This window comes from Streptomyces parvus, assembly GCF_032121415.1.
In the GTDB taxonomy this organism is placed as follows: Bacteria; Actinomycetota; Actinomycetes; order Streptomycetales; family Streptomycetaceae; genus Streptomyces; species Streptomyces globisporus_A.
Genome location: NZ_CP135079.1, coordinates 1,427,453 through 1,444,543, shown reverse-complemented (window position 1 = coordinate 1,444,543; position 17,091 = coordinate 1,427,453). Strand labels below are relative to the sequence as shown.

At 73.2% G+C, this 17,091-nt stretch carries 14 protein-coding genes and 2 pseudogenes; 10 read left to right on the top strand and 6 right to left on the bottom strand.

All coding sequences use genetic code 11. The features are described from left to right. The first annotated feature begins 48 nt into the window (after window positions 1-48). The 4 genes and pseudogenes from RNL97_RS07620 to RNL97_RS07605 all read left to right on the top strand — a co-directional run bounded on the left by RNL97_RS07620 (window position 49) and on the right by RNL97_RS07605 (window position 3,493). Window positions 49-660: a TetR/AcrR family transcriptional regulator gene (locus RNL97_RS07620; RefSeq protein ID WP_313750505.1), complete on the top strand. Its 612-nt coding sequence runs from the start codon at window positions 49-51 to the stop codon at window positions 658-660. Window positions 661-703: 43 nt separating this feature from the next. Next, window positions 704-1,265 (top strand): annotated as a pseudogene (locus tag RNL97_RS07615) (thiolase family protein). Window positions 1,266-1,495: 230 nt separating this feature from the next. Further along, a complete protein-coding gene (locus RNL97_RS07610; RefSeq protein ID WP_030583235.1) occupies window positions 1,496-1,699 on the top strand; it encodes a cold-shock protein in 204 nt (67 codons plus the stop codon). 186 nt (window positions 1,700-1,885) lie between these two features. Continuing rightward, window positions 1,886-3,493, top strand: a complete 1,608-nt coding sequence (locus tag RNL97_RS07605) for a DEAD/DEAH box helicase (RefSeq protein ID WP_030583232.1) — start codon at window positions 1,886-1,888, stop codon at window positions 3,491-3,493. 224 nt (window positions 3,494-3,717) lie between these two features. Here the strand turns inward: RNL97_RS07605 and RNL97_RS07600 are convergent, their stop codons facing one another. Next, entirely contained in the window at window positions 3,718-4,209 is a 492-nt protein-coding gene (locus RNL97_RS07600) for a nitronate monooxygenase (protein ID WP_398867042.1), read from the bottom strand. A gap of 295 nt (window positions 4,210-4,504) precedes the next feature. Here RNL97_RS07600 and RNL97_RS07590 point away from each other — a divergent pair. Both RNL97_RS07590 and RNL97_RS07585 read left to right on the top strand, forming a co-directional pair. Beyond that, a pseudogene (locus tag RNL97_RS07590) lies at window positions 4,505-4,807 on the top strand (VOC family protein); the annotation flags it as partial. Between the two features lie 366 nt (window positions 4,808-5,173). Continuing rightward, window positions 5,174-5,785 (top strand): GNAT family N-acetyltransferase, encoded by a 612-nt coding sequence (locus RNL97_RS07585; protein ID WP_050500064.1) that lies wholly within the window; start codon window positions 5,174-5,176, stop codon window positions 5,783-5,785. A 93-nt stretch (window positions 5,786-5,878) separates the two neighbouring features. On the opposite strand, the gene RNL97_RS07580 is transcribed toward RNL97_RS07585, so the two are convergent. Together RNL97_RS07580 and RNL97_RS07575 are read right to left on the bottom strand one after the other, a co-directional pair. Continuing rightward, window positions 5,879-6,634: an ankyrin repeat domain-containing protein gene (locus RNL97_RS07580; RefSeq protein WP_313750504.1), complete on the bottom strand. Its 756-nt coding sequence runs from the start codon at window positions 6,632-6,634 to the stop codon at window positions 5,879-5,881. 38 nt (window positions 6,635-6,672) lie between these two features. Further along, window positions 6,673-7,590, bottom strand: coding sequence for a hypothetical protein (locus tag RNL97_RS07575; protein WP_030583221.1), 918 nt, complete (start codon window positions 7,588-7,590; stop codon window positions 6,673-6,675). A gap of 320 nt (window positions 7,591-7,910) precedes the next feature. Between RNL97_RS07575 and RNL97_RS07570 the strand changes: the two genes are divergently transcribed. Next, the gene (locus RNL97_RS07570; protein WP_030583217.1) at window positions 7,911-8,678 is read left to right on the top strand and encodes a S1 family peptidase; all 768 of its coding nucleotides are present in this window, start codon (window positions 7,911-7,913) and stop codon (window positions 8,676-8,678) included. Between the two features lie 85 nt (window positions 8,679-8,763). On the opposite strand, the gene RNL97_RS07565 is transcribed toward RNL97_RS07570, so the two are convergent. After that, the gene (locus RNL97_RS07565) at window positions 8,764-10,584 is read right to left on the bottom strand and encodes a glycoside hydrolase family 35 protein (protein ID WP_243313770.1); all 1,821 of its coding nucleotides are present in this window, start codon (window positions 10,582-10,584) and stop codon (window positions 8,764-8,766) included. 171 nt (window positions 10,585-10,755) lie between these two features. Here RNL97_RS07565 and RNL97_RS07560 point away from each other — a divergent pair, with 171 nt between their 5' ends. Beyond that, window positions 10,756-11,634, top strand: coding sequence for an AraC family transcriptional regulator (locus RNL97_RS07560; protein ID WP_313750503.1), 879 nt, complete (start codon window positions 10,756-10,758; stop codon window positions 11,632-11,634). A 25-nt stretch (window positions 11,635-11,659) separates the two neighbouring features. Beyond that, on the top strand, window positions 11,660-11,992 hold the full coding sequence (locus tag RNL97_RS07555) for a chorismate mutase (protein ID WP_030583208.1): 333 nt from the start codon (window positions 11,660-11,662) through the stop codon (window positions 11,990-11,992). Window positions 11,993-11,996: 4 nt separating this feature from the next. On the opposite strand, the gene RNL97_RS07550 is transcribed toward RNL97_RS07555, so the two are convergent. Continuing rightward, window positions 11,997-12,788, bottom strand: coding sequence for an MIP/aquaporin family protein (locus RNL97_RS07550; RefSeq protein ID WP_313750502.1), 792 nt, complete (start codon window positions 12,786-12,788; stop codon window positions 11,997-11,999). Window positions 12,789-12,946: 158 nt separating this feature from the next. Here RNL97_RS07550 and pepN point away from each other — a divergent pair, with 158 nt between their 5' ends. Beyond that, window positions 12,947-15,502: an aminopeptidase N gene (pepN, locus tag RNL97_RS07545; protein WP_313750501.1), complete on the top strand. Its 2,556-nt coding sequence runs from the start codon at window positions 12,947-12,949 to the stop codon at window positions 15,500-15,502. Between the two features lie 185 nt (window positions 15,503-15,687). On the opposite strand, the gene RNL97_RS07540 is transcribed toward pepN, so the two are convergent. After that, window positions 15,688-17,058: an FAD-binding oxidoreductase gene (locus RNL97_RS07540; RefSeq protein WP_030583201.1), complete on the bottom strand. Its 1,371-nt coding sequence runs from the start codon at window positions 17,056-17,058 to the stop codon at window positions 15,688-15,690. Window positions 17,059-17,091 lie beyond the last annotated feature (33 nt).

Below are 17,091 nucleotides of genomic sequence, written 5' to 3'. Positions count from 1 at the left end.
GCACGGGCACCTGCGTGAACACCCGGGCCGCGGGCGGACAATGGCCGGGTGTCTACCAAGAAGAAGCCCCAGGTGACCCCCACGCCGGAGCGACGCCGGGAACTGCTCGCCACCGCCGCCGAGGTCTTCGCCGCCCAGGGATACAACGCCACCACCGTGCGCCGCATCGCCGACGAGGCCGGGATGCTCGCGGGCAGCCTCTACTACCACTTCGATTCCAAGGAATCGATGATCGACGAGATCCTCTCCACCTTCCTCGACGAGCTCTGGCAGGGCTACGACGAGGTCCTGGCCGCCGGCCTCGGCCCCCGCGAGACCATCGAGGCCCTGGTCACCGAGTCCTTCCGGGAGATCGACCGGCACCGCCCCGCCGTCGCGATCTACCAGAAGGAGTCCAAGCACCTCGCCACCCAGCCGCGCTTCGCCTACCTCGCCGACTCGCAGACCAAGTTCGAGAAGGCATGGCTCGGCACCCTGGAACGCGGCGTCACCGAAGGCGTCTTCCGCGACGACCTCGACATCCGCCTCACCTACCGCTTCGTCCGCGACACCGTCTGGGTCGCCGCCTCCTGGTACCTGCCCGGCGGACACCACAGCCCCGAGGAGATCGCCCGCCAGTACCTCTCGATGGTCCTGGACGGCATCGCCCTGCGCACCTAGCCGTACGCCTGTGCCCCCTGTGCCCGCGTGAGGAGCAGCAGCCATGGCCGAGGCCTACATCGTCGAAGCCGTACGCACCCCCGTCGGACGGCGCGGAGGAGGCCTCGGGGCCGCCCACCCCGCCGACTCGGCGCCCATGTGCTGCGCGAGCTGATCGCCCGATCGGGCGTCGGCCCGGCCGCCGTCGAGGACGTCGTCTTCGGCTGCCTCGACACCGTCGGACCGCAGGCCGGCGACATCGCCCGTACGTCTTGGCTCGCCGCCCACCTGCCCGAAGAGGTCCCCGGCGCCACCATCGACCGGCAGTGCGGCTCCTCGATCGACCGGCAGTGCGGCTCCTCGATCGACCGGCAGTGCGGCTCCTCGCAGCAGGCCCTCCACTTCGCCGCCCAGGGCGTCCTATCCGGCACCCAGGACCTCCTCGTCGCGGGCGGCACCACGTCGACGGCGGGGCCATCGCCCTGAGCCATCCGCTCGGCGCCACCGGCGCCCGGCTCATGACGACCCTGCTCCACGAACTGGAACGCACCGGCGGCCGCTACGGGCTCCAGACCATGTGCGAGGGCGGCGGACAGGCCGACGTCACCATCATCGAGCGGCTCTGAGCGCTGTCCCCGACCCGCGGCGGCGTGTCAAGATCCACCGCCGCGGGGGAGGGCGTGCTAGGGTGGTCCGCGTTGCAGTTTTGGTACCCATGAACTTTATGTGCGCCTGACGGGAATGCTTCGTCAGGCGCTTTATTGTTTTCCGGCTTTCTCCGGATGGGGCTCAATGCGGCGACTTGGAATTCGTAAAGTGCGGATTTCCGGCACTGCACCTGTTTTAGGAGAATGACATGGCCACCGGTACCGTGAAGTGGTTCAACTCGGAAAAGGGCTTCGGCTTCATCGAGCAGGACGGCGGCGGCGCCGACGTCTTCGCCCACTACTCCAACATCAACGCCTCCGGCTTCCGCGAGCTGCAGGAGGGCCAGAAGGTCTCCTTCGACGTCACGCAGGGCCAGAAGGGCCCGCAGGCGGAGAACATCGTCCCGGTCTGATCGTCGGACGCGTACCTCGCTGACCGGGGCCCGCACCGTGAAGGTGCGGGCCCCGGTTTGTGCTGTCCGACCAAACAAGCCGTTCTGTGCGCACATCCTGGGGGCGCACGGGGAACGGCCGGGCCGGCACATCGCAGTAACCCATTCGGCAGTGGCCCAGGAATCCCCCCAGGAGGGCAATTCCGTATGACCAGCTCCGAACGCCAGGACCGCACCCCCCGCTCCCGACCGGCCCGTGGCCGGGGACGCGGCCAGGGCGCCGGCTCCCCGGCACCCTCGAACGGCCGGGGCGGCGCACCCCGCTCCCGGGCCCAGGGCGGCTCCAAGCCCGCGGCCCGCCGCAAGCCCGCCGTCGCACCGCCCGCCGAGTTCGCTCTGCCGGAGACCGTGACCCCCGCGCTGCCGTCCGTCGACGCCTTCGCCGACCTGGACATGCCCGCCGGGCTGCTGAAGACCCTCGCCGCGCAGGGTGTCACCGAGCCGTTCCCGATCCAGGGCGCGACCCTGCCGAACTCGCTGGCCGGCCGCGACATCCTCGGCCGGGGCCGCACCGGATCCGGCAAGACCCTCGCCTTCGGCCTGGCCCTGCTGGCCCGGACCGCCGGCCGCCGCAGCGAGCCGCGCGCCCCGCTGGCCATGGTCCTCGTCCCCACGCGCGAGCTGGCCCAGCAGGTCACCGACGCGCTGACCCCGTACGCGACCGCCGTGAACCTGCGGCTCGCCACCGTCGTCGGCGGCATGTCGATCACCAAGCAGTCCGCCACCCTGCGGCGCGGCGCCGAAGTGCTCGTCGCCACCCCGGGCCGGCTCAAGGACCTCATCGAGCGCGGCGACTGCCGCCTGGACCAGGTCGCCATCACCGTGCTCGACGAGGCCGACCAGATGGCCGACATGGGCTTCATGCCGCAGGTCGTCGCCCTGCTCAAGCAGGTCGAGGCGGACGGCCAGCGCATGCTGTTCTCCGCGACCCTCGACAAGAACATCGACCGGCTCGTCAAGATGTTCCTCACCGACCCGGTCGTGCACTCCGTCGACCCGTCCGCCGGTGCGGTCACGACGATGGAGCACCACGTGCTCCACGTCCTGGACGAGACCGACAAGAAGGCCGTCGCCACGAAGATCGCCGCCCGTGAGGGCCGGGTGATCATGTTCGTCGACACCAAGCGCGCCGCCGACCGCTTCGCCAAGCGGCTGCTCGCCAGCGGTGTCCGGGCGGCCGCCCTGCACGGCGGGCGCTCCCAGCCGCAGCGCAACCGGACGCTGGACCAGTTCAAGAACGGTCAGGTCACCGCGCTCGTCGCGACGAACGTCGCGGCGCGCGGCATCCACGTCGACGACCTCGACCTGGTCGTCAACGTGGACCCGCCGACCGACCACAAGGACTACCTCCACCGCGGTGGGCGCACGGCGCGTGCCGGGGAGTCCGGCAGCGTCGTCACGCTGGTGCTGCCCGACGAGAAGCGCGAGATGACCCGGCTGATGCAGGACGCGGGCATCGCGCCGCGCACCACACGGGTCACGTCCAGCGACGAGGAGCTGAGCCGGATCACGGGTGCCCGTGAGCCGTCGGGCGTCGCGATCGTGATCGAGGTCCCGCAGCCGACCCCGCCGAAGCAGCGGACCCGGTCGGGCTCCGGCGCCGCCGGCGGCGCCGGCACGGTGCGCTCCGGGAGCCGGGGGCGGGGGCGGCGCGGGTCGGGTGCCGGTGCCGGTACCGCCGCGCAGGCCGGTGCTGCGCGCTCCGGCACCCCGGCCCGCTCGGGCGCGCCTTCGCGGCGGCGCCGGGCGGCGTAGGGGGCGCCTTTCAAGCCGTCGATTGAGGACCGGGGCCCGGGGCGGAGCGCCGTAAGCCCCGGGCCGGGGGCGGGTGCGGGCCGATCTCGGCTGAGGCCCTGTCCTCAATCGTGGGACGGGCTGGGGTGTGGCCGCCTGGTCCGTGGCTTCGGGTAGAGGTGTCCTCAATCGCCGGACGGGCTTGAGTGTGGCCGCCCCGTCCTCGGTCCCGGGCAAAGGGGCCCTCAAGCGCCGGGCCGGCCCGTCATCGCACCCAGGGCCATCAGGCTCCGCTCCGCGTCCGCCATCACCCGCTCCACCAGCCCCGCCACGCTCGGCAGGTCCTCGATCAAGGCCGCCACCTGGCCCGAGGCCATGATCCCGAGGTCCGTCCGGCCCTCGACCATCGCCGCCCCCGCCGCCCCGTACGCCAGCGCCGCCACCAGGCCCCGGCCGTCGTGGAAGCCGCCGGCCGCGATCACCGGGATGTCCACCGCGTCCACCACCTGGGGCAGCAGCACCGTGGTGGCGACCGCCCGTGTGCCGCCGCCCTCGCCGCCCTGCACGATCACCGCGTCCGCACCCCAGGCCGCGGCCTTCTCCGCCTGCTGCCGGGCTCCCACCGACGGCACCGCGCCCATCGGACTGGCCACGATATCCCCGTCGCCCCGCCATGCCTCCGCGCAGGCGATCACGCAGTGCTCGGCACGGGTCGCGGTCGCTGTGGCGGGCCGCATCTCCCTCATGGAGGGCTGGCGCCCCGGGCCCACCGACGACCGGGGCGCGCGCAGGTCCCCGGTCGAGGCGGGCGAGGCGGTGCGCCGACTGCCGGCGGACGCGGAGAAGCCGGGGCAGGTGTACGGGGCGTCGTAGACGGCCACGCGGCGGCGGCCCCACGGCCCCAGCGGCTTGGGGGCTTCACGGCCTTCAGGGACTTCGGGAGATCAGGGGCTTCGGGGCTTCGGGGGGAAACTCGCTTGCACGGACGTCCAGGCGCCCGGTATCCAGCACAGGACACCCGAGGAGCACACGATGACACGGCACGGCCCCCTGAACGAGTTCTGCTGGATGGACCTCAAGACGCGCGACCCCTCCGGCACCGCCGCCTTCTTCTCGGCGGTGCTGGGCTGGGACTTCGCCGTGGACGAGGCGGACTGGCGCCGGGCCGTCAAGATCTCCGCCGGGGACCACCGGATCGGAGGCCTGAGCGACCTCGCGCAGCCCGTCCACCCGCCGGACCTGCCCGCCCACGTCGCCTACTGCCTGGCGGTCGACGACGTGGACCGCCGTACGGCGGTGGCGGCGGAGAACGGCGCAGAGATCCTTCTGCCGCCCTTCGACGCGGGGGACCAGGGCCGGACCGCCACCCTGATCGATCCCGTGGGCGCGGCCGTCTCCCTCTGGCGGCCCCAGGGGTTCGCGGGGTGGCCGGTATCGCCTCCGGACGAGGGCGTGGCGATCCCTCATCACATGGTCCTGGTCTGCGCGGACCCCGAGCGTGCCCGGCACTTCTACAGCGGGACGACCGGCGCTCCGCTCGCCCGGGCCACGTTCGTGGAAGCCGCGCCCGGGACCGCGCCGCAATGGGAGCTGTGCGTGGCCGTGGGCGATCCGGACCGCGCCGCCGCCCGGGCCCGCGAGCTCGGCGGTGAGTTCGTCACCCTCACCGGAGGCGCCGCACGGCTGTCGAGCCCGGAGGGGCTGACCCTCCGGCTCACCACCACCCCGCAGGTCTCCCCGGCCTTTCCGGAGACCGATTCCTTCCTGGAGACCGACCGGCTCGCCCTGCGCCCCGCCACAGCCGCCGACGCCCCCCACCTGCTCGCGCTCGACAACGACCCGGCCGTCATGCGCTACATCAACGGCGGCAGGCCCACCAGTGCCGAGGACATCCGGGACCGGACCCTGCCGAGGCTCCTCCACGACCACGCGTGCACCGGGACCCGCGGCTACTGGATCGCACGGGAGAAGGACACGGGGGCGTTCCTCGGCTGGTTCGAACTCCGGCCGCTGGACGACCACGACCCCGCCGTGGTCGAGCTCGGTTACCGGCTGAACCGGGCCGCCTGGGGCCGTGGATACGCCACCGAAGGAGCACGCGCCCTGGTCGACAAGGGGTTCACGGACCTCGGGGTCCAGCGTGTCACCGCCAACACCATGGCGGTCAACACGGGTTCCCGGCGCGTGATGGAGAAGACGGGGCTGACCTTTCTGCGGGCCTACACCGAGGACTGGCCGGAGGTCATCGAGGGCTCCGAGCACGGCGAGGTGGAGTACGAGCTGACGCGGGAGGCGTGGCAGCGCGGACGGTGAGGGGGGCGGGGCCGGCGCCCCTTCCGCTCAGGCGCGGCTCACGTCCGGCCCGCGCCCAGCCCACGTTCGGCTCACGTCCGGCCCGGGCCCGGCTCAGGTCCACCCCTCCAGCAGCGTCACGATCTCCGCGTGCCCCGTGTGCTGGTCCACCCCCGCCGACGGGACCCCGTCCCGGAGCAGCTCCACCGCCACGGTCTCCTCGCCGTCCCGCCGCTCGCGGAGCACCACCGTGTCGAGCCCGGGGCCGTACATCTCCTCCAGCCGCCGCAGCAGCTCCCGCTCCGGATCGAGTCCGGCGATGCGCCGCGCCTCGGCCAGCGCGACCGCGACCGCGGACTCCTGTCCCTCCGCCGCGCCGCCGTGCGCGAGCAGCGCCCGTACCGTACGCACCGAGCCGCGCTGCGCCGCCAGCACCAGCATCGCCTCGCCCCGCGGGCCCGGCAGCAGCGGGTCCGCGCCCCCGGCGAGCAGCGCCTCGACCGTCTCGGCGTGCCCCAGGCCGACCGCCCAGCGCAGCGCGGTGAAGCCGAACTCCTCCCGCAGATCCGGCCGGGCCCCGGCGGACAGCAGCGCCTCCACCACCTCGGTGTGCCCGCCGCACGCCGCCCCGCACAGCGGCAGATCACCGGCCTCGGGCCCGCTCGCCCGGTTGGGGTCGGCCCCCGCCGCGAGCAGCAGCCGCACCATCTCGGGGCGGTCCTGGACCGCGGCCGTGTAGAGCGCGGTCGTGCCCTCCTCGTCGCTCGCCTCGGCCCGCGCACCCGCGCGCAGCGCCCGTACGACCGTGTTCTCGTCCTCGTACAGCGCGTCGAACAGGCTTGGTTCGTCCCTGATCGGCTCGTTCGTCATGCTTCGACCCTACGGGGGACCACGGACAGCCCCGCTGCTCAGGTGTCGCACTCCAGGCGCGTACGGCACAGCCCGCACCGTGCGCTGACCCGGCCCCGGACGGGGAGCCGGATGCGCTGGTGGCAGGTGGGGCAGGGGAAGGAGACGCGCAGCCCTTCGGCGCCGGTCTCGAAGACGTACGGAACGTTCGGGTCCGGGGCGGCGTCGGGGTGGTCCTGGGCGTACCGCCGGTCCTTGGCGTAGCGGCGGCGGCCCGTCCAGCCGGCGGCGGTCAGCGGAGGTCTGCGCAGATCGTCCAGCGCCCGCCGGTGCCCTTTGGTGTACGCGGTGTACGCCTGGGGGCTGGTGAACCACGGGGAGGGGTCCTCGTCGAAGGCGAACGCCCGCTTGGCCAGGACGTATCCGAACTCCTCCGGCGTCAGATAGCCGAGCTTCTGGCGGGACGTGGCGTCCTCCCGGAACGCGTCCAGCAGCAGCCAGCCCGCGCCGAGGTAGGCCGTCGTCGTGTCGGTGAGGATCTCGTTGGCGCGGGTACCGGGGAACTCCAGGCCGAGCCGGTGCAGCAGCACATGGGTGACCTCGTGCGCGAGCGCCGCCCCGATGTCCCTGCGGTGGGTGCGGAAGCGGTCGTTCAGCTCGATGAAGTACTCGGGGCCGGCGGCCAGTTCCACGCTCGCCGCGTGCTCCATCGCCCGGAAGCCGACGATCATCCGGGCCTCGGGGAGGCGCAGGTGCTGGACCAGGGCACGCGCCACCCGCTGGGCTCCCAGATGCAGGTCGTCCTCGTCCGCGAACGCGGCGTCGGAGGGCGCGAGGCTGGTGGCGTAGGCGCGGACGCCGTCCGCCGAGAGCCGCCGGTAGAGCGCGGTGACGGCGGAGCGGACCGTGTCCAGATGCGGGAAGCCATGGGCGACGGGTGCGCCCGGAGGACTGTTCGTCACGCCGGAATCCCCCATCCGCGACGGTCGACGGATCTCCACTGTATGCCGGGCGGGGGAGGGGGGCCGGAAAGCCACCTGATGATCTTGGCTGAAAAGAGCACCTTGTGGCAGCGGTCACCCGACGCCGATAATCGGAGTGTTCTTGTCGCGTACATGACTAATCCGGTCTCCGTGCCGGAGGCCGTCACCCGGCAGGGGCACGCGCGCCGGACCGCGCAACCCACAGCGCGTCAGCACGTCCGGCCTGCCGTACAGGGACTCCTGCACGGCAACGCGGTACCGCAACCCCCCACAGCAACCCCCCACACGAAATCCCCCCACGAAAGCAGGCATCTGTGAAGCTTCCGAGCGCGCTGAAAAGGTGTTCCGTCGCCCTGGCCGCCGTCGCCCTCGCGACCGTCAGCCTCCAGCCGGCCTCCGCCGCCCCCCAGCCGATCGTCGGCGGGGAACGCGCCGAACAGGGTGAATTCCCGTTCATGGTCCGGCTCTCCATGGGCTGCGGCGGTTCGCTCTACACCCAGGACATCGTCCTCACCGCCGCCCACTGCGTGGACGGTTCGGGCGACAACACCTCGATCTCCGTGACCGGCGGCGTCGCCGACCTCGAGTCGCCCGACGCGATCACGGTCAAGTCCGCCAAGGTCCTCCAGGCCCCCGGTTACAACGGCACCGGCAAGGACTGGGCGCTGATCAAGCTCGCCCAGCCGATCGACCAGCCCACGCTGAAGATCGCCACCGACGCCGCCTACGACGAGGGCACCTTCACCGTCGCGGGCTGGGGCGCCGACAAGGAAGGCGGCAGCCAGCAGCGCCACCTCCTCAAGGCCGACGTCCCCTTCGTCTCCGACTCCGACTGCCAGGGCGCCTACAGCGGCCTCGTCGCCGACGAGGAGCTGTGCGCCGGCCTCCTCGACACCGGTGGCGTCGACAGCTGCCAGGGCGACTCCGGCGGCCCGATGTTCCGCAAGGACGACTCCGACGAGTGGGTCCAGGTCGGCATCGTCAGCTGGGGCCAGGGCTGCGCCCGCCCGAACTACCCGGGCGTCTACACCCAGGTCTCCCACTTCGCGGCCGACATCGCCTCCGCGGCCGACTCGCTCTGACCCGTACGGAGCGGCTCCGACCCCACGCGGAGCGACCTGCCGGCTCAGGCCTGAGCCACCCGATCGTCGGACGTCAGCCCGGTGATCACGGCTGAACCACCCCGGGGGTGCCCGCACGAACGGGCGCCCCCGGACCCAGCTCCACCCACGGCTCGCCCGTGCCCTCCAGCTCCAGCACCCACACCTCGTTGGCGCCCTCGCGGAGCACCGGACCCGGCACGTACAGCGTTCGCTGCGGGCCCGCCGACCAGTACCGGCCCAGGCAGAAACCGTTCACCCAGACGAACCCGCGCGTCCAGCCCGGCAGTTCGAGCCCCGCGTGACCGACGCCCGCCGCGCCCTCGACCGTGAACGCACCCCGGAACAGCCCCGTCCGCCCCGCGTCGCCCGCCCCCGCCGCGGCCTCCACCGGCGCGAACGGGAGCGCCGCCACCGCGCCCGGCGCGTCGAAGGCGGCCAGCCGCAGCCCCCGGGCCCGTACCCCGTGCAGATACTGCCGCTCGTGCAGCACTCCGCCCGTGACCCCCTTCGGCTCGCCGAGCCGCGGCCCGTAGTTGACGCGGCCCAGCGACTCCACCCACAGCTCGACCTCCGCGGGCCCCGCCACCGGCTCCGGCAGCGTGCCCGACTCCTCGGTCAGCACCCCGGCCCGCACCCCGTCCACGTACACCACCGCCCGGTCCCGCAGACCCGAGGCGCCCAGCGGATACGCCTGGCGGGGCCCCGGCACCGCCACCCGGTAGCGCACCAGACCCCGGTCCACGCCCAGCTCCTCGAAGGTCGGCGGCACCCCCGACTCCGTCTCCGGATCGCCCAGCGCCTCCAGTACGTCCCCGAGCCCCGCCCACCCGGTCAACTCCGCCCGCAGCGGTCCGGCCAGCCCCTGCGGCTCCGGCGGCAGCGCGGGCAACGGCCCCTTGGCGTACCCCTGAAGAACCGTCCGGAACAGGTGGAACTTCTCCGTGGCCCGCCCGTACTCGTCGACCGGCGCGTCGTAGTCGTACGACGTCACCGTCGGCTGGAACTCCCCGTCCTGCAGGGGGCCACCGCGGTTCGCCCCCGCCCAGCCCGCGAAGTTCGTCCCCCCGTGCGCCATGTAGATGTTCACCGACGCCCCGCACTCCAGGATCTCCCGCAGCGCCCCGGCCGCCTGCGCCGCCTCCCGCAGCACCGGTTCGGCCCCCCAGTGGTCGAACCAGCCGCACCAGAACTCCATGCACATCAACGGGCCCTGCCGCTGATGCCGGCGCAGGACCTCGAAGCCCTCCCGCGCCCCCGAACCGAAGTTCGCCGTCGCGAGGAGCCCCGGCACCGAACCCCCGGTCAGCATGTGGTCCTCCGGACCGTCCGACGTGAACAGCGGGACCGTCACCCCGCACCGCCGCAACAGCCCCGCCAGCCACTCCAGATACACCGCGTCGCTGCCGAAACTCCCGTACTCGTTCTCCGCCTGGATGAGGACCACCGGACCGCCCCGCGCCACCTGGCGCTGCACCACCTGCGGCAACAGCACCCGGAACCACCGCTCCACCACCGCCCGGTACTCCGCGTCCCGGGTCCGCACCCGCCGCCCGAACCGGCCCGTCACCCACACCGGCAGACCGCCGTTCTCCCACTCGGCGCAGATGTACGGACCCGGCCGCACGATCGCCCACAGCCCCGCCCGCTCCACCGCGTCCAGGAACCGGCCGAGCGCCCCCACGTCCCGGACCTCACCCTCCCGGGGCTCGTGCAGATTCCACGGTACGTACGTCTCCACGCAGTTCAGGCCCATAGCTGCGAGCATCGCGAGCCGGTGCTCCCACTGCTCCTCGTGCACCCGGAAGTAGTGCAGGGCGCCCGACAGCAGCCGTACGGGCTCCCCGTCGAACCGGAAGCCGTCGTCCCCCACGGTGAAGTCGGTCATGGTGCAGTTACGCTCCTGTGCTCGGCCGCAACCGGCGGCCCCCGGGTCGATTGGTCCGACCACTGTCACCCCTGGCGCGCACCGGGTCCATGGACAAAGATCGCTGTTGATTGGACGCAACGGACCGCCCGGGTCCGGCGGCCGAGGACTACCTGGGAGGGGAAAGCCGCGATGTACCACACCTGGATGCGCTTCTTCACCCCGAGCCCGCTCCACCACCGCCTGGGCCTCGTCTGCCTCGGCGTCGGCCTCCAGCACGGCGCGCTGCCCACCGTCGGACCCCGCACCCTCGACCACCACGTCGCCGTGATCGTCAACTCCGGCACCGGCTGGTTCAAGGGCCCCGACGGCCGCCGCACCCCCGTCACCGGCCCCAGCCTCATCTGGCTGACCCCCGGCACCCCCCACCACTACGGCGCCGACCCCGGCACCGGCTGGGACGAGAGCTTCGTCGACTTCACCGGCCCCGCCACCGCCACGTACACCGAGCTCGGCTACATCGAGCCCGAACGCCCCCTCGTCCCGCTCGCCGACACCGCCGCCCCGCGCGCCGCCGTCGGGCGCATCGTGCGCGCCGCCCGCCGCGGCAACCCCCTCCTGGAGGCCGAGACCGGGGCCGCCGTCCACGAACTCCTCGTCTCCCTGCGCCGCGCCCGCGCCGGCATCGGCCCCGACGGCGACCCGGTGCTCCAGGCGCTCGCCCGCGACGCCTACCAGCCGCTCACCGTCGCCCAGCACGCCTCGCGGCACGGCATGACCCCCGCCGAACTGCGCACCGCCGTACGGCGCGGCGCCGGCTGCAGCCCCAAGGACTACCTGCTCGGTATCCGTCTCGGCCGGGCCAAGGAACTCCTCGCCGCCACCGACCTCCCGGTCGCCGCCGTGGCCCGCCGCGTCGGCTACGACGACCCCGCCTACTTCTCCCGGCTCTTCGCCCGCCGGGTCGGCACCGCCCCCGTCCGCTTCCGCGAACAGCAGGGCCGCAGCGTGCCCGGCGGCTGGAGCGACCAGGTACCCGACCCCGACGACCCGCCGACGATCGGGCCGTGAGGGCGGCCGTCTAAGCTCGCTGACCATGAGTACGAGCGAGATCGACGCGACCGTCCGGGCCGAGCTGAACCGGCTGCGCGAGAGCATCGACAACATCGACGCCGCCGTCGTCCACATGCTGGCCGAACGCTTCAAGGCCACCCAGCAGGTCGGCCGCCTCAAGGCCGACCACCGGCTGCCGCCCGCCGACCCCGCCCGCGAGACCCGCCAGATCGCCCGGCTCAGGGAGCTGGCGCAGAGCGCCAACCTGGACCCGGCGTTCGCCGAGAAGCTGCTGAACTTCATCATCGCCGAGGTGATCCGGCACCACGAGCGGATCGCCGAGGAGGCGGAGAACGGCCAGGCGCGGGACGCCTGAGCGGCTACCGGGCCGCCTGCCGGAGCCCCATCCGCCCCGCGGCCCACGCGCCGAGCACCGCCCCCACGGCCGGCCCGAGAACGTACACCCACAGCCGGCCGGTGTCCCCGGCCAGCAGGGCCGGGCCGAACTGCCGCGCCGGGTTCGCCGATCCGCCGCTCAGCGGGCCGAGGACCCCGATCACCAGGGCCGTCGTCAGCCCCACCGCGTACGGCAGGACCCGGCGCCCGCCCGGCGACGCGAGCAGCACGGCGAGCATCAGCGTCGACCCCGCCACGACCCCCGCCTCGGCCGCCAGGACCGCCGCGTCGCCCCACGCCGGATCGGCCCGCACCGAAGCGTGCCGGACCGGCGGGCGCCCGGCCGCCGGACCCCACACCAGCCCCGCGCACCACACCCCGAACACCGACCCTGCCAACTGGGCCACGGCGTACGGCATGACCTCGCGGCCGGGGAAGGCCCCGAGCCGCCACAGGGCGAGGGTGACGGCCGGGTTCAGATGGCCGCCCGAACACCGGCCGGGCGGGGACATCATGAACAGGGCGACCACGGTCCCGACGACGCCGCCCAGCACCGCCGGACGGGCGGCCGCCGCCGGGTCCGGCCCGACGAGCCACCGCACAGCCGTCACGACCAGGAACAGCAGCAGCGCGGTCAGCGCCGCCTCGCAGAGCGCTCGCGGCAGCACGGGAGCGGGACCGCGCGGGGACTCCGGTGACCGGAGACCGTCCGCGGCGGGCGGGGCCGCCGGCCCGGGTCTCGGAACGACGGGTTCGGGCGCAGGCGTGAGCGTCATGAGGGACGTCCTCGGTACTCGGTGTGCCGCGCCGAGGAGAGGGTAAGCGGCAGCAGCCCCCGGGGGTACCCACCCGGCACGATCACGCCCTCTGCCCGTCCGTCCGCCCAGGGAGAACCCCGCTGCGCCCGCCGTCCCCCGTACGGCAGCATGGGGCCATGTCCGTACTGACGCGCGACGAAGCGCAGACCCGAGCCCAGATCCTCGACGTGGAGCGGTACACGATCGCCCTCGACCTCACCACCGGCGAGGAGACCTTCGACTCCGCCACCGCCATCCGGTTCACCGCCCGCGCGGCCGGAGACACCTTCGTCGAGGTCAAGCCCGCCACCCTGCGCTCGATCAGCCTCGACGGACAGCCCCTGGACCCCGCCCTCCTCGACGGCAACCGCTACCCCCTCACCGGGCTCACCGCCGGCCCCCACGAACTGCACATCGACGCCGCGATGCGCTACTCACGCACCGGCGAGGGCATGCACCGCTTCACCGACCCCACCGACGGCGAGACCTACGTCTACACCCAGCTGTTCATGGAGGACGTCCAACGCGTCTTCGCCGCCTTCGACCAGCCCGACCTCAAGTCCGTCTTCGCCATCGACGTCACCGCCCCCGCGGGCTGGACCGTCCTCGGCAACGGCGTCGCCGAACGCACCGGACAGGGGCGCTGGACCATCGCGCCCACCCCCCTCATCTCCACCTACCTCGTCGCGATCGCCGCGGGGCCCTGGCACTCGATCACCACGGAGCACGCCGGACTGCCCTTCGGCATCCACTGCCGCCGCTCCCTCGCCCCGTACCTGGACGCCGACGCCGACGAGATCCTCGACATCACCCGCGCCTGCTACGACCGCTACCACGAGAAGTTCGACGAGCCCTACCCGTTCGACTCCTACGACCAGGCCTTCGTCCCCGAGTTCAACGCGGGCGCCATGGAGAACCCCGGACTCGTCACCTTCCGCGACGAGTTCGTCTACCGGTCCGCCGTCACCGACGCCGAGCGCCAGACCCGCGCCATGGTCATCGCCCACGAGATGGCCCACATGTGGTTCGGCGACCTCGTCACCCTGACCTGGTGGGACGACATCTGGCTGAACGAGTCCTTCGCCGAGTACATGGGCTACCAGACCCTCACCGAAGCCACCCGATTCACCGACACCTGGGTCGACTTCGGCGTCGCCCGCAAGGGCTGGGGATACGACGCCGACCAGCGCCCCTCCACCCACCCCGTCGCCCCCGACCCCGACGCCGTCCCCGACACCGCGTCCGCCCTCCTCAACTTCGACGGCATCAGCTACGCCAAGGGCGCCTCCGCCCTGCGCCAACTCGTCGCCTGGCTCGGCGAGAAGGACTTCCTGGCCGGCATCAACGCCCACTTCGCCCGCCACAAGTTCGCCAACGCCACCCTCGCCGACTTCATCGACAACCTGGCCTCCGCCACCGACCGCGACGTCCACGCCTGGGCCCAACAGTGGCTGCGCACCACCGGCATCGACACCCTCACCGCCGAGGTCGGCGCCCCCGCACCCACCGAACCGGCCGGGCCCACCGCGCACGGCAACGGCCAGTCCTGGGCGCTCACCATCACCCGCGAGGGCTCCCGACCCCACCGCATCACCGTCGGCGCCTACGACCACGCCCTGAACACCCAGGCAGGACCCGGCCACCTCGCCCTGCGCGACCGCTTCGAGACCGACGTACCCGGCGACGGGACACCCACGATCCGCCCCGGCCGCCGCCCCGCCCTCGTCGTCCTCAACGACGGCGACCTCACCTACGCCAAGATCCGCCTGGACACCGCCTCCTGGGACACCGTCCTGACCGGCCTCTCCGGCATCCCCGACGCCCTCACCCGGGCCGTCCTGTGGAACACCGCCCGCGACATGGTCCGCGACGCCGAACTCCCGCCGGCCACCTACCTCGCGGCCGCCCGCACCCACCTCCCGTACGAGACGGACCTCGCGCTCGTCCAGGGCGTCCTGTCCTTCGCCGCCGGCCAGGTCGTCGACCGCTACACCCTCCCCGAGGGCCTGCCCGCCGCCCGCGGCACGCTCACCGACCTCTGCCGCGACCTTATCCGCCGCACCGAGGACGGCTCACAGCCGGGCCTGCGCCTCATCGCCGTACGCCACTTCATCGACGCCGCCACCCAGCCGGACACGCTCCGCAGCTGGCTCGACGAAGGCACCGTCCACGGCGGACCCGAGCTCGACCCCGAGCTGCGCTGGCGCATCCTCACCCGGCTCGCCGTCCTCGGCGCCACCGACGAGGCAGCCATCGCCACCGAGCTGGCGGCCGACCCGAGCGCCACCGGCCGCGAAGGCGCCGCCCGATGCCGTGCCGCGCTGCCCACCCCCGAGGCCAAGGCCGCGGCCTGGGACGCCCTGTTCACCGACGACACCCTGTCCAACTACCTCTTCACCGCCACCGCCCAGGGGTTCTGGCAGCCCGGACAGGAAAAGCTGACCGACGACTACGTCTCCCGCTTCTACCCGGACGCCGTCGCGCTCGCCGCGCGCAGGGGCCCCGCCATCGCCGAGGCCGCCGGACGCCACGCCTTCCCGGTGTACGCCGTCGACCCCGCGAGCCTGGGCACCGGCCTACGCGCCCTGGAGGACCCGGCCCTCATCCCGGCCCTGCGCCGCAAGCTCGTCGACCAGCTCGACGACCTCCGCCGCGCCCTCGCCGTACGGTCGGCCGTCGCCCTCGCCGACTGACCCCTGAGAAGCCATCTCCTCCGGCGACTCGGCGGTACCGGACGAGGGTGCGGACGATGCTGGCGAACGCGAGGAAGCGGTCGGCCTCGCGTTCGCGGCGCCGGTGGAGTCGGCTGCGGCCGGCGATCGCGCACCGCGCCCGGTCCGGCCGGCCTCGCTTCCGAGCTGGAATCTCGGCCGAGGGGTCATTCCGGCCCGAGCACCTTGCCGGGGTTGAGGATGCCGGCCGGGTCGAGCGCACGTTTCACGGCGCGATGCATCTCCAGGACGGCCGGGCCGAGTTCACGGGTGAGGCCGTGCCGCTTGAGGAGTCCCACGCCGTGCTCACCGGTCACCGTCCCGCCCAGTTCCAGGGCGTCCGCGATGATGTCGTCGAACGCCGCTCGGGCCCGGATCTGAGCCGCCGCGTCCCCGTGTTCCGTCACGAGCAGCGGATGCAGGTTGCCGTCGCCGACGTGTGCGATGTTGGCGATGGTTATCCGATGCTTCTCCGCGGTCCGGTCGATGCGGGCCAGCATCTCGGCCACCGCCCCGATGGGCACGCAGACGTCCTCCGTGAGTACCGGCCCCAGCCGCTCGAGCGCGGGAAAGGCCAGTCGGCGGGCCGCGAAGAGCATCTCGGCCTCTTCGGCTGTCTCCGACCGGTCCGCCCAGGTGGAGCCGGCCCCGCGGAAGCAGTCGACGATCTGTCGGGCGCCGTCCTCGGCGGCGCGGCCCTCATCGTCGAAGCGGGCCAGGAGGACCACGTCCGCCTCGGCGGAGAGCCCCATGTTCTTCCAGGCGTCGACCGCGCGCAGACAGTGCCGGTCGACGAGTTCCAGGGCGGCAGGCCGTAGCCCGGCGGCAGCGGTCGCACGCACCGCGTCACCGGCCTGCGCGACGCTGTCGAAGTAGCCGATGGCGGTCACGCCGACCGGAGGCAGACGTCGCAGCCGGACCGTGATCTCGGTGACGACGCCGAGAGTGCCCTCGGCGCCCACCATGAGTCCCACAAGGTCGTAGCCGGCGACGCCCTTCGACGTGCGGCGCCCGAGCCGGACCACCTCGCCCGTGCCGGTCACGACCTCGAGACCGAGGACGTAGTCGCGCGTGACGCCGTACTTGAGGCAGCACACTCCGCCGGCGTTCGTCGCGACATTCCCTCCGATGGTCGACCAGGGCGAACTGGCGGGGTCGGGCGGGTACCACAGGCCGAGCGTCGCTACGTGGGCGCGCAGGTCGTCGTTGACCACACCGGGCTGCACGACGGCGATGCGCTCCAGCTCGTCGACCTCCAGCACCCGGTCCATGCCGTCCAGCGCGAGGATCACGCCGCCTTCGACGGCATTGGCGCCCCCCGACAATCCGGTACCGGCGCCGCGTGCGACCAACGGGACGCCCTGCTCCAGGCACGCACGGACCACGGTGCGGACCTCGTCGGTGCTCCTGGCGCGTACGACGGCCACCGCTCGGCCGGCCGGCGCCCACACCGCCTGGTCGTGGGAGAGACCGGCGACGATGTCAGGATCAGTCACCACCCGGCCGGCGGGAAGCCGTCGCCCGAGTACTTCGGCGATACCCGCGGCAGGGGGCGTCGTGCCGGCGGAGTC

Excerpts from the sequence above, each read along its gene's own strand:
- RNL97_RS07560 (WP_313750503.1), top strand. The coding sequence starts at position 10,756 with ATGTACCACACCTGGATGCGCTTCTTCACCCCGAGCCCGCTCCACCAC.
- RNL97_RS07575 (WP_030583221.1), bottom strand. The coding sequence starts at position 7,590 with ATGGGGGATTCCGGCGTGACGAACAGTCCTCCGGGCGCACCCGTCGCC.
- RNL97_RS07605 (WP_030583232.1), top strand. The coding sequence starts at position 1,886 with ATGACCAGCTCCGAACGCCAGGACCGCACCCCCCGCTCCCGACCGGCC.
- pepN (WP_313750501.1), top strand. The coding sequence starts at position 12,947 with ATGTCCGTACTGACGCGCGACGAAGCGCAGACCCGAGCCCAGATCCTC.
- RNL97_RS07600 (WP_398867042.1), bottom strand. The coding sequence starts at position 4,209 with ATGCGGCCCGCCACAGCGACCGCGACCCGTGCCGAGCACTGCGTGATC.
- RNL97_RS07610 (WP_030583235.1), top strand. The coding sequence starts at position 1,496 with ATGGCCACCGGTACCGTGAAGTGGTTCAACTCGGAAAAGGGCTTCGGC.
- RNL97_RS07550 (WP_313750502.1), bottom strand. The coding sequence starts at position 12,788 with ATGACGCTCACGCCTGCGCCCGAACCCGTCGTTCCGAGACCCGGGCCG.
- RNL97_RS07555 (WP_030583208.1), top strand. The coding sequence starts at position 11,660 with ATGAGTACGAGCGAGATCGACGCGACCGTCCGGGCCGAGCTGAACCGG.
- RNL97_RS07565 (WP_243313770.1), bottom strand. The coding sequence starts at position 10,584 with ATGACCGACTTCACCGTGGGGGACGACGGCTTCCGGTTCGACGGGGAG.
- RNL97_RS07580 (WP_313750504.1), bottom strand. The coding sequence starts at position 6,634 with ATGACGAACGAGCCGATCAGGGACGAACCAAGCCTGTTCGACGCGCTG.